Origin of the sequence: Brevibacillus ruminantium (genome assembly GCF_023746555.1) — a bacterium.
Taxonomy (GTDB): Bacteria; Bacillota; Bacilli; order Brevibacillales; family Brevibacillaceae; genus Brevibacillus; species Brevibacillus ruminantium.
The window spans coordinates 1,084,634-1,099,717 of record NZ_CP098755.1 but is presented as its reverse complement, the minus strand read 5'-3'; the positions used below and the strand labels follow the sequence as shown (position 1 = coordinate 1,099,717).

The 15,084-nt window shown below is 51.1% G+C and carries 11 protein-coding genes; 4 read left to right on the top strand and 7 right to left on the bottom strand.

The window, feature by feature from the left end; genetic code table 11:
- Nucleotides 1-87: 87 nt before the first annotated feature.
- Genes NDK47_RS05320 through NDK47_RS05310 form a run of 3 tightly spaced genes read left to right on the top strand, consistent with a single transcriptional unit; the run spans nucleotide 88 to nucleotide 3,849 of the window.
- Nucleotides 88-1,200 (top strand): GerAB/ArcD/ProY family transporter, encoded by a 1,113-nt coding sequence (locus tag NDK47_RS05320; protein ID WP_251873827.1) that lies wholly within the window; start codon nucleotides 88-90, stop codon nucleotides 1,198-1,200.
- A complete protein-coding gene (locus tag NDK47_RS05315) occupies nucleotides 1,166-2,683 on the top strand; it encodes a spore germination protein (protein WP_251873826.1) in 1,518 nt (505 codons plus the stop codon). The genes NDK47_RS05320 and NDK47_RS05315 overlap by 35 nt, the downstream gene beginning before the upstream one ends.
- A complete protein-coding gene (locus NDK47_RS05310) occupies nucleotides 2,680-3,849 on the top strand; it encodes a Ger(x)C family spore germination protein (RefSeq protein ID WP_251873825.1) in 1,170 nt (389 codons plus the stop codon). Before NDK47_RS05315 ends, NDK47_RS05310 begins: the two co-directional genes overlap by 4 nt.
- An 83-nt stretch (nucleotides 3,850-3,932) precedes the next feature.
- Here the strand turns inward: NDK47_RS05310 and NDK47_RS05305 are convergent, their stop codons facing one another.
- From NDK47_RS05305 to NDK47_RS05275, 7 genes are all read right to left on the bottom strand, one after another.
- Entirely contained in the window at nucleotides 3,933-5,711 is a 1,779-nt protein-coding gene (locus NDK47_RS05305) for an acyl-CoA dehydrogenase FadE (protein WP_251873824.1), read from the bottom strand.
- Between the two features lie 54 nt (nucleotides 5,712-5,765).
- Nucleotides 5,766-6,944, bottom strand: coding sequence for an acetyl-CoA C-acetyltransferase (locus NDK47_RS05300; RefSeq protein WP_251873823.1), 1,179 nt, complete (start codon nucleotides 6,942-6,944; stop codon nucleotides 5,766-5,768).
- 22 nt (nucleotides 6,945-6,966) lie between these two features.
- On the bottom strand, nucleotides 6,967-9,375 hold the full coding sequence (locus tag NDK47_RS05295; RefSeq protein WP_251873822.1) for a 3-hydroxyacyl-CoA dehydrogenase/enoyl-CoA hydratase family protein: 2,409 nt from the start codon (nucleotides 9,373-9,375) through the stop codon (nucleotides 6,967-6,969).
- A 335-nt stretch (nucleotides 9,376-9,710) separates the two neighbouring features.
- Complete coding sequence (locus tag NDK47_RS05290; protein WP_251873821.1) at nucleotides 9,711-10,829, bottom strand: S-layer homology domain-containing protein; 1,119 nt, start codon at nucleotides 10,827-10,829, stop codon at nucleotides 9,711-9,713.
- Between the two features lie 290 nt (nucleotides 10,830-11,119).
- The gene (locus NDK47_RS05285; protein WP_251873820.1) at nucleotides 11,120-12,784 is read right to left on the bottom strand and encodes a putative ABC transporter permease subunit; all 1,665 of its coding nucleotides are present in this window, start codon (nucleotides 12,782-12,784) and stop codon (nucleotides 11,120-11,122) included.
- Entirely contained in the window at nucleotides 12,777-13,502 is a 726-nt protein-coding gene (locus NDK47_RS05280) for an ABC transporter ATP-binding protein (protein WP_251873819.1), read from the bottom strand. Before NDK47_RS05280 ends, NDK47_RS05285 begins: the two co-directional genes overlap by 8 nt.
- Nucleotides 13,503-13,705: 203 nt before the next feature.
- The gene (locus tag NDK47_RS05275) at nucleotides 13,706-14,122 is read right to left on the bottom strand and encodes a hypothetical protein (RefSeq protein ID WP_251873818.1); all 417 of its coding nucleotides are present in this window, start codon (nucleotides 14,120-14,122) and stop codon (nucleotides 13,706-13,708) included.
- A 197-nt stretch (nucleotides 14,123-14,319) separates the two neighbouring features.
- Between NDK47_RS05275 and NDK47_RS05270 the strand changes: the two genes are divergently transcribed.
- Entirely contained in the window at nucleotides 14,320-14,928 is a 609-nt protein-coding gene (locus NDK47_RS05270; RefSeq protein WP_251873817.1) for an IseA DL-endopeptidase inhibitor family protein, read from the top strand.
- The last annotated feature ends 156 nt before the right edge of the window (nucleotides 14,929-15,084 follow it).

Genomic DNA, 15,084 nt, shown 5'->3' with positions numbered 1-15,084 from the left:
ACTGCCCGATAGATTTGTGGCCCGCATACTCTCATGAGGGCTGGACATACTGAAAAGGAAATCAGGAAAAGTCTGGCGGGAAACCCAATGCAAAATGGCATTTCTTTTATACAAGTGGTATTTATCCTCATGCTGTCCAATGGCCTGGTCAATCACGTCATCATTATCCCGCATATGCTGGAAGCAGCAAGGCGCGATGCATGGATTTCGATCATCTGCGCCGCCCCGCTGTACTTCCTCTTGATCGGGATCATCGCTTACATTTTTCGCAAAACGGGGAAAGAGCCCTTGCTTTCGTGGATCAAAAGGCGCTACGGAGCAGGCATCACGAACTTTTTGATTGTCTTGCTGTCTGTCTATCTATTCGCCATTGCCGTCATCACGATGAAAGACACCATCACCTGGGTAAATCTCACCTTTGCTCCGCGTATTCCGATGATCGTTTTGGCCGTTGTCTTTGGTTGTGTATGCCTCGTCAATTGCCTTTTTGGCATACGCTCGATCTCCATCCTTTCTGTTTTTCTACTGCCTGTCGTTGTCATTCTCGGTTTCTTTGTCATGACGACCAATTTTCAGTACAAGGATTACACCTACCTCAAGCCCTTTATGGAATTTGGCTGGGCTCCTGTGCTTCGAGGGATGATCTATGCCGGTTCAGGTTTTTCCGAGATGATTCTCATCTTGCTGATGAAACAGTACATCGGCCCAAAGGTGAACTTCTGGAAGCTGGCGCTGCTTGGCCTGATTCAAATATGGCTGACGATGGGACCTCTGATCGGAGCCATTGCCGAATTTGGTCCCCAGGAAGCAGCCAAATTGCGCTTTCCCGCCTACGAAGAGTGGCGTCTGGTCAAAATTGGCTTGTACATTGAACACGTCGATTTCTTCAGTATCTACCAATGGTTTAGCGGTGCGACGATTCGCGTTTCCCTCGCCCTCTATCTTTTGGCCGAGCTGTTTAAATTGCCGGATGGACGAAAACGTGTTTATATCCTCGCGGGTTTCTTTCTGCTCACACTCGGACTCTCCGTATGGCCAAAAAATGACATCTGGTTCTATGAATTTCTTACCCGTGTTCTATTGCCCAGTCTCTTGGTTCTTTCCCTGTTTTTGGCTGTGATGCTTGGATTGCTGGCTCTATTCTCTCGCAGGAAGGGGCAGACAGATGGACAACAATCGTCAACGCGAAACTCCCTATGATCCCATTTCCAATCATGGAGAGCTGCCTCCACTGAATCGACTACGCGCCGCGGACATTCGTCAACTTTTCTCCGGATGCCACGATGTTTCAGTGGAAGAGTATGGCTTTCTCCCACATACGCCAAGCCTTCAAGTATATCTGATCTATGCGAATGGTTTATGCGATAAGAGAAAGATCATGCATATGTTTCTTCCGAGGATCAGTGAGCTGTTCGAAGCAAAAGAGATCGCGAACGCAGAAGATCTGGAAAGAAAGCGCCCTTTTCTGTTATCGAAGTTGAAGGTACCCGATGCCCATACGGTCGTCGACCACGTCTTCAACGGCAAGCTGCTTCTGCTCTTTGAAGCATGGGAGACGATCTTCAGTATAGATCTGACCGATCGACCCGAACGAAGTCCGGAGGAGCCTAGTACGGAGGTTTCCGTCAGAGGACCGCGAGATGGATTTATTGAAGATATAACGGTCAATGTAGCGCTGGTTCGCAAACGGCTTAAAACGCCGCTCCTCCACTATGAGGTATATACGGCAGGCAGCCAAACACGCACCCGCATCGGTTTGATGTACTTGCATCAAACGGTTGATCCCAAATTGATTGAGGAGATTCGCAACAAACTCTCCTCAATCAAAACAAACGGCATCGTTTCAAGCACTCAGCTTGAGGAGCTAATCCTGGACACTCCTTTTACACTTTTGCCTATGTACGAGTACACCGGCAGGCCGGACTTTGCCGTAAATAGCTTGCTAACTGGCCGTTTCGTTATTTTCGTCGACGGTTCCCCGACAGCATTGGTCGCACCCGTTAACTTTTCGTTTCTCTTGAATACAGCAGAGGACGTCAATGTATCCTTCTACCAGGCGGTTTTTGTACGACTGATCCGCCTTATCAGCGTAGGCACAGCCCTCTTTTTGCCGGGATTCTGGGTTGCGCTGATCACCTATCATCAGGACCAGCTCCCTTATACGCTGATTGCTACCATATTTCTGTCTCGTCAAGGGGTTCCGCTTCCTGCTGCCCTTGAGACTTTGCTCATGCTGATGTTATTTGAACTCTTCAGGGAAGCAGGCTTGCGCATGCCGACACCAATCGGTCAAACGCTCTCGGTCGTAGGTGGCCTAGTCGTGGGACAAGCCGCTATTTCGGCAGGGTTGACATCGCCTGCGAGTCTGGTCATCATGGCCATTTCCGTCATGGCTACTTATACCATTTTGAATCAATCCCTGGTCGCGTCGATCAGCATTACCCGTATCGCTATTCTTCTGATCTGTTCGTTTCTGGGGGCTTTCGGGTTTATGATGGCTTTGATTGGCACTCTGCTTTTCTACGGAAACACTCGCTCCTACGGTGTGTATTACATGGAGCCTTTTTCACCGCCGGTTATGAAGGATTTATTGAAAGTTCTCATCCGAACTCCCTGGCGTTTGTGGGAGGGGCGGGCCAGCATTTTAAAGCGTTCCTCCCGCAAGGAGCTGGATTCGGAATGAGTCGGTTTCCTAAATGGCTGGCTGTCGTATTGTGCACCTCCATGTTGCTGAGCGGTTGCTGGAACGCCCTGGATATTGAACAAATGCTCTACATCGATTCGATTGGGGTCGACTATGTCGATAAAAAAGTCGTGGTCTACCTGCAAGACATCGGCTTTTCGAATATCGCCAAAAAAGAAAGCAACCAAAAAGAAACCGAGGAGAAGATTGCCGTTGTAAAAGGGACTGGGAATACTGTGGAAGGGGCGATTCTCCAAATTTATTCATCTTCCCAGCAGCGGCTGGTCTGGAGCCACGTCCATTCCATCGTCTTTACCGAAAGAGCATTAAAGAATCATCTCTTTTCCCAAGCAATGGACACATTGGACCGCTACCAGGAATTTCGCTATACGATCTGGACCTTTGCTACCAAGGATTCACTGGAGGACATTTTTTACTCCAGACCAATCTTGGGTATCTCTACTCTTTATGCGATGCTTGCTAATCCCAAAAGCGTCTACAATCAATACTTGTTGATCCGACCGATATTGCTGGTTCACGTCATTTCAAAGCATAATGAGCCAAACGGCGTCGTTCGTCTCCCCTATTTAACCATACTGAAAAATCAATGGACGGAGAACAATATGCCGAAACCTCATTTAAAAATGGATGGATTCTGCTTTATGCAGGATAACCATTTGCTCGGCTGTTTGTCCCGAAAGGATGCATCGGGCATCCGTTGGATTGACAAAAAGACAGAGCGCACCTTTCTTCACCCAACGAAAAAAGGCTCAGCGATCTTGACCCTGGAAAAGTTACATGTGCACATCGATCCCCAGTTGAAAGGGGGGAAACCGGCCTTCCACATCAAAGTAAAGGCAGAAGGCTACACGACACAGGTCCTGGAGCCCACCCCCATTCACAAATTGGAAAAGGAGGCGCAAAAAAAGATCGAAAGCGAAATCCGTCACGTGTATGAGAAAGGGCTGAAGGAGGGCATTGACACCCTTGGTCTGGGCCATCTCTTCTACCGCAAGTATCCTCATGACTGGCACCGGCTGAGCAAGGACGGAACCCTCCCCCTTGTACGGGATTCGATCCAAAGCATACGGGCAAAGATCAATATCACCGACGGCGGAATCTCGAAGATCCGGCAGCATAAATCTCCCCACCAGAAGAAAAGGTAAGGGGACGGAAAAAAGAGCAGAGAAGTCACTCTCTGCTCTTTCCCGTTTTCTTATAACCGTTCGAATTCGTAGACTACTTATTCTTAGAGAACGTAGCCCCCAGCTTCAATGACCCGGTCGGCAATGACGCGTTTGAGCTGGACTGTGTTGATAGGCGTTCGGCGCGTCAGCTTTTTCAGAATCGAGAGACGGACGCGGAGATCATCTCCCTCCTCCATAGCCGCCAGTGCTTCCTTGGCCCAGCCTTCTACTTTGTCAAAGGCATCACTGACGTAAACGGTGGTCAAATCCAGTTTTTGCTGCTCCGCTTCGACGCCGTTTTTCTCAATGGCCTTCTCTGTACGCTTCACGATGCTGTCCATCGCGTACAGTTCAATCAGCATATCAGCAGAAAGCGCCAGCAGCTCCTGTTCTTTGGCGATGGCCTGCTGATACTTCATCAAGGCGGAGCCCGCCACCATCAGGATGATTTTGCGCGTCATGTCAATCAGATGCTTCTCCTGGGCCAGCGGCACATCCTCGATCTCCTCTGGATAGTAGCTCATCAGCTCTTCCTGCAGACCGGCTGCCGCTTGGAGAAGTGGCAGTTCGCCTTTCATGGCCTTTTTGACCAGCATGTCAGGAATCAGCAGACGGTTGATCTCATTGGTTCCTTCAAAAATCCGGTTGATCCGGGAATCCCGGTACATGTTTTCGATTTCGTACTCGGACATGAAGCCGTAGCCTCCGTGAATTTGTACCCCTTCATCCACGCAGTAGTCCAGCACCTCGGTGGCAAAAACCTTGTTGATCGAGCACTCGATGGCGTATTCAGCAATTGCTTTTGCAACCTCCCGACCGTCATCGGCCTTTTCGCCGAGGCTGGAGAGGGCGGTATCGAACAGACCAACCGTCCGGTACACTGAGCTTTCCGACGCGTAGGTTTTCAGCGCCATGTTGGCCAGCTTGTTTTTGATCAGCGTAAAGTTGGCAATCGGCGTCTTGAACTGCTTTCGTTCTTTGGCGTAGTTCGTAGCCAGCTCCAAAGCCCGCTTGGCGGAACCGACTGACCCAACAGCCAGCTTGTAGCGGCCGACGTTCAGGATATTAAACGCGATCACGTGGCCTCTGCCCGGCTCGCCCAGCAGATTTTCCACCGGTACCGGCACATCTTCCAGAATCACGGTGCGCGTCGAGGAGCCTTTGATCCCCATCTTCTTTTCCTCGGGGCCAAAAGAGACGCCCGGATAGTCGCGCTCGACGATAAAAGCGGTAAACTGCTCGCCGTCAATTTTGGCATAGACGATAAAGACATCCGCAAATCCCGCATTGGTAATCCACTGCTTCTCGCCATTCAGGATGTAGTGCTTGCCGTCCCCGGACAGCTTGGCTGTGGTTTTCGCACCCAGCGCGTCAGAGCCGGAGCCTGGTTCTGTCAGGCAGTAGGCAGCCAGACGTTTGCCGGATGCCAGATCAGCCAGGTAGCGCCGCTTCTGATCGTCGTTGCCGAAGTAGACAATCGGGAGCGAACCAATGCCCACATGCGCTCCGTAGCTGAGGGCAAATCCCCGCGCCAGCGAGAACTTTTCCGTGACCAAGGCTGTGCTCACTTTGTCGAGGCCGAGTCCATCGTATTTTTCCGGTACGTCGCCACCCAGGAGGCCAAGCTCCCCAGCCTCTTTCAGCAGGCGAACAGAGATGTCAAAGTGATGGTTCTCGATTTCCTCCAAATGCGGGCGAACTTCTCCCACAACGAAGTCTTCCGTGGTTTTGGCAATCATTTTTTGCTCATCGGTGAACTCTTCCGGAACAAACATCGAATCAGCAGAACCTGCATCAATCAGAAAACTGCCCCCGCGGATCAATTCTTTGGTATCAGCCATTGCCATCCCTCTCCTTTACAATTGAAAAGTATGCGTAAACGCCACGTTCCCTGCCTACAACATTTCAAACACACCTGCGGCTCCCATTCCGCCGCCGATACACATCGTCACAACTCCGTACTTGCCGCCTCTGCGTTTCATTTCATTCAGGAGGGAGACGGTCAGTTTGGCGCCTGAGCAGCCCAGCGGGTGTCCAAGGGCAATCGCTCCGCCGTTTACGTTGACTTTTTCCATATCCAGACCCAGCTCCCTGATCACGGCTAGCGATTGGGAAGCAAAGGCTTCGTTTAATTCAAACAAATCGACATCGGCCAAACTCAGACCGGCTATTTTCAGCGCCTTGGGAATGGCGACCACCGGCCCAATTCCCATGACGTCCGGATCTACCCCGCCTACAGTGAAAGAGCGGAATTTGGCGATAGGCCGTGCGCCCAGCTCTGCCGCTTTCTCTGCCGACATGACCAAAACGGCGGCAGCTCCATCACTGGTTTGCGAAGAGTTTCCGGCTGTCACGCTTCCCTTTACGTGGAAAACGGGCTTTAATTTCGCCAGGGCCTCCAGGGATGTATCGGCACGGACGCCTTCATCCTGGTCAAAGACGCGCTCCTTCACGTGCAGCTTGTGATTCTCGTCGATCACATGGGATTTGACCGTGATCGGCACGATCTCGTCGCGGAATTTCTCCGCAGCCAGCGCGGCAGCCGCCCGCTGATGGCTTCTCAGCGCAAACGCATCCTGATCCTCCCGGCTGATTTGGTACCGCTTTGCCACTTCTTCGGCGGTATGCCCCATGCTCATGTACGCTTCCGGCATGGTCTCGACCAGGGTCGGGTTGAGCGCTACTTTGTGACCGGTCATCGGCAGCAGGCTCATGCTTTCCACGCCGCCGGCGATCATCACATCTGCTCCTCCCACCATGATCTGGTGAGCGGCATAGGCGATCGTTTGCAAACCGGATGAACAGAAACGATTGATCGTAATCCCCGCTACATTGGTCGGGAGCCCGGCGCGCAAACCGATCAGTCGGGCCATGTTCATGCCCTGCTCTGCTTCCGGTACCGCGTTGCCGATGATAATGTCCTCGATCTCGGCCGGATCCAGCCCTGGCACACGGCGAAGCAAATCACTGACGACCGCCGCGCCCATATCAACCGGATGAACATCCTTCAGACTGCCGCGCTTCGCTCTTCCGACTGCGGTGCGGGCGCCTGCGACGATAACTGCTTCCTTCATGGATTTTCCCCTCTTTCTGGCATTAGTTGCGCAAAGGCTTGTTTTTCGTCAGCATATGCTGCATCCGCTGCTGGGTCTTCGGCGTTTTGATCAGCTCCAGGAAAGCTTGTTTTTCCAATCCGAGGATGTACTCCTCCGACACTTCTGTACCGGCCGGAACATTTCCGCCCGACATCACATAGGCGATTTTGCTGGCGATCAGCTCATCGTGATCGCTGATATAGCCGCTCTTCTTCATCGCATAAATATTTTGGCGAAGGTTCGCATAGCCGCTTTCGCCGATGACGCGGATTTTGCGCGATGCGGACGGTGCGTATCCTTCCCGGTCCATCGTCAAGACGAGCTGCTTCGCATCGTAGAGCAGATGATCGGGATTGACACTGATCCGGTCTGAACTGCGCAGATAGCCCAGCTCCATCGCTTCCCTGCCGCTGGTCGACACTTTCGCCATGGCAATGGTTTCAAAGGCGCGAGCCACGAACGGGAACGGATCAACCGGTACGCTTCCGCCTACAGGCACCTGCTCCATGGCCCGGAACAGCATCTCTTTCGTGCCGCCGCCGCCTGGCAGAAGACCTACGCCTACCTCCACCAAGCCCATGTAAGTCTCGGCCGATGCCTGCACGCGGTCAGCGAGGAACAGGACTTCCACACCGCCGCCCAGCGTCATTCCAAACGGAGCGGCTACCACCGGACGATGCATGCTTTTCAAGGCGCTTCCTGCCTTATGGAAACGCGTGACCAGCGTATCCAGCTCAAACCAGTTTTCATCCTGAGCCTCCATCAGTGCAAACCCGAGATTCATACCGACACAGAAGTTCTTGCCCTGATTGCCGATCACCAGTCCGAGGAAATTGCGCTGCACTTCTTCGACGGCGAAGCTGGTCATCTGGAGGACATCCATTCCCAGGGCATTGTGCGGTGAGGTGAACTCCAGGCAGGCTACGCCGTCACCCAGATCGATTAGCGCTGCCCCCGCATTTTTCTTGATCAATTTGCCCTGTTCCTTGAGAGCTGCAAGATTGATTTTTTCTTTCGGCTCCTCCACGGCCCGATACACACCGCCGATGGAAAACGCCGATCTGAGCCCCTCCTGCTTTTGGTAAAAGGAGGTTTTGCCGCTGGCGAGCAGCTCTTCTACCAAGGCCGGGATGCTCTCGCCCTCTTCCCGCATCCGCGCTACCGATTTTTCGACACCGATGGCATCCCAGGTCTCAAACGGCCCAAGCTCCCAGCCGAAGCCCCATTTCATCGCCTGATCCACGGCTACAATATCATCGGCAATCTCATGGGCCTTTGCCGCAGAGTAGAGCAGCACCTTTTTGAAGACGCTCCAGACAAATTCGCTGCCCTTGTCCTTCCCGTAGACGAGCGCTTTCAGTTTTTCGGGCAGGGTTTTCGCTGTTTTGGCCGCTTCCAGCGAGGCGTATTTCGCTTTGATGCGGGGACGGTATTCCAGTGTCTGGCAATCCAGCGCCAGAATTTCCTTTCCTTCTGCCGTCCTCACCTGTTTGAAAAAGCCCTGGCCGGCCTTTTGACCGATCCAGCGTTTCTCTACCATGCTGTGGACAAATGGCGGGATTTCAAATACAGCGATCTCTTTTTCATCGCTGCTCTTCTCTCTGACGTTGCCTGCCACATGCACATAGGTGTCCAGTCCCACCACATCGAGCGTACGGAATGTCGCGCTCTTCGGCCGGCCGATCACAGGGCCGGTCAACGCGTCGACCTCATCGACACCGAGGCCAAGCCGCATCATTTCCTGAATCGAAACCTGAAGGCCGTATGTTCCAATCCGGTTGGCAATAAAGTTGGGAGTATCTTTGCAAAGAACGGTTCCCTTGCCGAGAACGCTTTCTCCAAAATGCATCATAAAGTCAACAATCGCCGGATCCGTATCCCGACCAGGGATAATCTCCAGAAGCTTCAGATAACGGGGAGGGTTAAAGAAGTGTGTGCCCAGGAAATGCTTGCGGAATTCCTCGGAGCGCCCTTCGATCATTTCATTGATGGATACGCCGGATGTATTGGAAGAGACGATCGTGCCGGGCTTTCTATGCGCCTCCACGGTTTCAAAGACCTTTTGCTTTACATGCAGGTTTTCGACCACGACTTCAATGATCCAGTCCACTTCTTCTAAATAGGAGAGATGATCCTCCAGATTGCCCACGGTAATCCTCTCCAGGTTTGACTTCGTGTAGAGCGGGGCCGGCTTTTCCTTCAGCAACCGTTCCTTGCCGCTCTGCGCAAGGCGATTTCTCACCTCTGGGTCAGCCAGCGTCTTTCCCTTTTTGCTCTCTTCCTCCGTCAATTCACGCGGCACGATATCCAACAGATAGACGGGAATGCCGACGTTTGCCAGATGAGCAGCGATTCCCGCCCCCATCACACCGGAACCGAGAACAGCCGCTCTGCGAATTTTGCGCTCCATCCAATACCCTCCCTTTTCAAAACTTGGTTGCACCAAGCTTTTTGGCATAAGCTTCGTTGCTGCAGGACACCGAATGAAGGCAGTCAGACCATAGGCCCTGCCCGGATCGGTCATAAAATCCTTCTGTCCTGTTTTTCTCCCTGTTTCAAAAATATTCCTCTGCGAACCCAAAGATGTTTTTCTTGAATGAATGCTCATTCATTTTCTCAATTTTTATTTTAATCGAAAAATAGAAGCGTTGCAATCTCCATTTGTCAGTTTTTAAAACCGCGCTTCTCCCCTTTTTCTGCAACAGAAAAAGCCCGGTTTCCCGGGCACTCTTCTACATTTTCTTCCTACCTTTCTCGGAAAGTGATATTCGTAATTTTTTTGCCAAATGGGTTGGATTCATCTTTTTCAAACAGGAATTCCAGCTCGTACGGACCGATCTGGCGCTGCTCATACTGTCCGATTACCCACATTTTTTCTGTGGCAGACTCGTCCTTTCGAATCTGCAAAACAGATGGAAATTGATGCAGCGGCAGTTGGATGTCCCCCTGCTTCAAAGCGGCCAGGGCCGCTTCGCTTACATATGTAGATAAACGCTTCTGATTTTTGCTGGAAAGCGCCTGATTGGCCGCAGTCAGGTACAGGCTGGCAGCCAGTTGTTGACGCTTCGGGCTATCTCCAAACTGTTTTCCGGCGTCTGCCTGAAGATACTGGTGCAGGCGAGCAAGTACGACAGCTAACTGCCCCCGCGTCATATTTGCATAGGGATCAAAGTTTCTCTGATCGCCAAAAAGACGAAATTCCCGAATTCCTTCCGCATAGGGGGATGCTGTATCGACGTAGAAACTTTTCTGTTTCCATTGATGATAGCCATCATAAAAGATTTGGACATCCTCCACCTTTGGCTCCACAACCCGAAGCTTGTACGGAGACATCACGTAAAACAGAATCATGCTGGCCTCTTCCCGTGAAATCGGATACTGCAGGTAAGACGTGGACAACCACCAGTCCGGATTGTCTTTCTGCGGTTTTTTCATCAGAAAACCATTCGACGCCAGGTGCAGGTTGTAGAGCATCTGGTCACCCGGTCGAAAGGAGTTCACAAAACCGGTGTTGACATCCAGCAACGCCTGCATATTGGCGACAAGACTCTCAACCTCTGCTTTGAGTGGGTACCGATGATCGATATAAGATTTCTTGCCCGGCTCTGCCAGATTGCCGTACACATCCTCCAGCACCCGGTTGACCAGCACCATTGCTTCCCCTCGCGAAATCGTCTTATCCGGGTTAAAGTAGGGGTTACCTCCGCTTTTATATATACCGCGCTCAGCCAGAAAACGGATTTCCTTCTCTGCCCAGTGCCCGTTGATATCATCATAGAAAAATGCCGCGCCGACCTGAGCAGTGAAAAAGGACTGCACCCAAAACGCGACCATTGCCAGGTAAAGAAAATACCTTTTAGCCATGACATACTCCTCTCTTCGTGATTGGCTCTTCTGTAGATTTGTCGGACGGGTTAAACGATTGGACCCGAGACAAAAATACCAATCATTCCTACAATTGTAAAGATTGCAGGAAAAATTGAACAGTTAGAAGTAGGCTTCGAGCACTACGCATAGTACCTATATCCCATAAATAAGAGGAATGTATGGCCGGGCAAAATCGGAAAATAGTTCGAAAGATTCATATGATCTTTTCCCAAATAGAAAAACCGGAAGCTCTTTGTCTTTGGCCTCCGGTTTTTTGCATGTTCTGGTTATCCACCGATTTTTTCAAACCAGATCGGTCCCTTGGTCATGAGCACACGATACAGGATCAGGTCCAGGATGCACAGCCCTGCAAAAAGGACACTCGTCATCACAACCCCTGTTGCCCCTCCCCAAATCGCAAAGAACAGAACTGCTCCTGATAAAACAAAGGTGAATATCAACGGAATCAGGGTATTCAAATTCTGCTTGACTGCCTTTTGTTCGGAATCCCAATCCAGCTTGGGCATGTTCAGATCGATCACAATCCCGATCAGATTGATAAACAGGATTCCCGGGACGGCACTCAGTAAGCCCATCAGCAAGAAGGTAAACGGCGCCTTCAAGACAACGGCTGCCACTATCTCCATCAGCAGCAGGCTGAAAATCCCCAGAAGTATTCCCGGTATTGTTTTAGACAGGATGATCACTGTGGACCGGACTGGCAAAAACTTGTTGACGAAAAACCCCTGGCCTTCCCGGGAGATCGCCGTGACCGAGATACTGTTGGTCGTGGAAATAAACAGAGCGACAGCAAAAACAATCGCGATGCCGACACCCGCAGCCGTATCCGACTGCAGCTTGGCCCCGAGCTCCGCCAGTTCAGACATGCCCTCCGATCGGGCGAACAGCGGAATAAATGCAATCAACGGCAAAAAGAGACTGGAAAGAACACAATTCAGCAGGAATGCAGGTGTCCGGATCAACATCTTCCATTCCTTCCAGGCGTAAGCAACAAAAGCAGAGCTTTTCCCGGTCAGTCGGTCAAATTCTTCTGCAGTCGCCTGCTTTCGTTTTGCCGCTGTTTCCGTAATCCCGACGACGCCTTTCAGATAGAGGCGCTCTCCAAGGAGGATGAATACAGCAGCGAACGCCGCAGTAACTGCCAGAAACATTGCCAAGTAGCCCAGACCTACCAGTGTACTCGCTTCAGCCAATGCCATGGCCCCCAGCCTGCTGGTCGGGAATAACTGGGTAACGAGCGTAAGGAAGCCATTTTTGTCCGTTAACAGCATTTCCTGTATCTGCTCTGGACTGTTGAGATTGCGGGCTCCCCGTTGGACGACGGCCTGGAAGCCCACGGCGATTGAAATCCCGATCAGTCCCCCTACCAGTCTGAAGCGGTCCTTGCTTTTGCCGACATTGGTAAACCGCATGAACAGCATCGCCACCAGTGAAGCGAGAGAGAGCGGGATGATCGGCAAGGCCAGAAAGGCTATCAGCGCGTAGAGGTAGTACAGCGGACCTGCACTGCTTTTTACCCCGTACGTGATTAAAAGCGGCGCAAGCAACAAAAGCTCCGTCAAGTATTCATAAAGCAGAGTGACGAGGAATTTTGCCCCGATGATTTGTCCCGGCTTCAGAGGCAACGGCAGCAGATGCTGTATGTCCTGCGAGTAGTAAAAGACTGAAAGAACATAAAAAATGCCAAGCAAAAAAATCGCCAGAGATGCGATCCCCAGCCCCAAGCCCAGTAATACCGTTTCCTGTCCAACCATCTGCAGGCTATCGTACATCATCGAGGTGAAAAGTACGTATCCCGACATCATGGGGAAAAACCCAAGCGCGACCAAGAGCAGCAACAGGATCTTTTTCCACTGGGACTGCTGTTTGCCTCCCCACATGCCGTTTCCGTTCTTCACCAGCACTTTGGTTAATTGCCAGGTCTTATTCATGGCCAGTCATCTCCAGGAACAGGCGCTCAAGAGAATCGTTGGATTGGAAATGATCCTGCATCTCACGGAAGGTCCCGCAGAATTGGAGCACTCCTTTGTTGATAATCCCAACACGATCACACAGTTTTTCCGCCACTTCCAGCACATGCGTGGAGAAAAACACAGTCCTTCCTGCATCCGCGTGCTCACGCATCATCTCTTTCAGCGTAAACGACGATTTGGGGTCGAGACCGGTCAGCGGCTCGTCCAGAATCCAAATCTCTGGCTCATGAACCAGCACGCCCATGATTACAATTTTTTGCCTCATTCCGTGCGAATAGCTTTGAATCGGGTCCGTCAGCGCGCCCGTCATGTCAAAGCGTTCTGCCAGCTTGTTGATTCTCTCTTTGCGCACTCCCTGCGGCACGTCGTACATATCAGCCATGAAGTTGATGTATTCCAGCCCTTTCAGGCGCAAAAAAAGATCCGGACTGTCCGGTACAAATCCAAACTGTCGTTTGGCTGCGAGCGTATCCGTCAAAATATCTTTGCCGTTGATCAAAACCGTTCCAGTATCGGGGCGTGTAATCCCCGTGATCATTTTGATCGTCGTGGTTTTCCCTGCTCCATTTGGGCCCAGGAAACCAAATATTTCTCCGCTTGGAATAGTCAAACGCAAGGAATCAACCGCTTTGGTCGAAGCATTGAAGCTTTTTGAAACATCTTGAATCTCGATCATGTTTTTCCTCCTCTTCTGTCCATCTGGAAAGGAAGGTCCCACTTGTAATACGTTTGCCCATATGGAATAGTTGCAACCCATATTTTTCTGTGAACAATTTTTCAAGACGACGCCGATTTCAAAGGAGCCAATGAAAAAGGAGTGGTGATGAACACCCCTCCTTTTTTGCTAATCTATTTCCCCGTATGGTACCCGAATGATACTTAGGATTGGGGAATGAAGCTGCCGTCGCGAAGCATCGTCAGTTCACCCATGATAAAGGCGATATCCTCGTTGTCGTCGAGTACGCCCTGCTCTTCCAGTCCTTCCAGTCTGCGCAGTAGAATATTGGCAAAGTCCTGAATTTGAACAGGATGGCCTTCCATGTCTGCATCATCCAGAATGGTAATGTCCGTAAGTGCCTCCAGATGGGTCACCATGCGAAAACCGCCAATTTCCCCCAAGTATTCCTGCTTGTTCACAGGAGAGTTTTCCAATTTTTTCAACATGCTAACAATATCATTGGCAAATTGGCTGGGGAAAGCGACCTGATAAAAGTTACGGCTGGAAGCCTCGTCGGTCTTGATAATCAATACATCGGTACCGTCAAGCTTCTTCGCCTTTTTTCCAAAACCAAACATTCATATCCACCTCAATTTTTGGAACTCATCGCTTTCTCCATGATAGCCGTAACTGCAGGGAAGAAACAACCCCTATCTGTTTCCTGTTTCTCCTGTTCCGGTTCAGCCGCGTCCTTTCAGGAAAAACTTAACGCGATTGGCTGATCTCTACCCTAGGCATCCTAGGGGTAGAGAACTTGGAGAATGGAGATGCAGAGATGAAAAAGATATTGATTTTGCTTGTGGTAGCTGCTCTTTTCGCTGGCTGCAGCGGCACCCAGAAGAACGAAAAGGGAAAGGGGAAGGCAAAAACCACCTCCAAAAAGGGCCAGACGCAGACGCAATCCGTGCAGAAGCTGGAAAACAAGAGCGACACAGTCGTGTTCCTCAATCGAGCGGAGCATGTCTGGGAGGATCTCTATTACGCTGCCATGAACAACCAAAAAGGGAAGCCAATTCAAGAAGATGGTATGACCTATCGGCCGCTCCCCTCCCGTTTTGACAGCCGGGAAAAAATCGTCGCTCATTTTTCGCGCTTCTGGGCACGTCCCATGGCGGAGCGCATGTACGACCATCTGTCGACAAAAGAGGTAAAGGGGAAAGTTTACCTCGCCGAGCCGAAGACAACGTATCCCGTTTTGATCGCAAACAGCAACACCGCGGTGGAACAAGCGGCAGATGGATTGCTCGTCACAGTGACCGAGGCGACTTCCCCTGCGTTTGCTTCCGATCGTACGGTTCACTACACGCTCGTGCGCGACAAAAAAACAAAGAAATACGAGATTCAATCCAGATCAGGCGAATATGGCAAGGAGCAATTTGAATAATTCCCTTGACATTTTTATCCCTCCATGCGAATAATTATGAATTAATAAGCACATACGCAAAGGCAATGACGGGGACCAGTAAAACCGCATGTCCGGACCAGAGAGCGAAATTCAGCGGCTGAGAAATTTCGCCCGTGAAACCGGTTTGAAACCCAC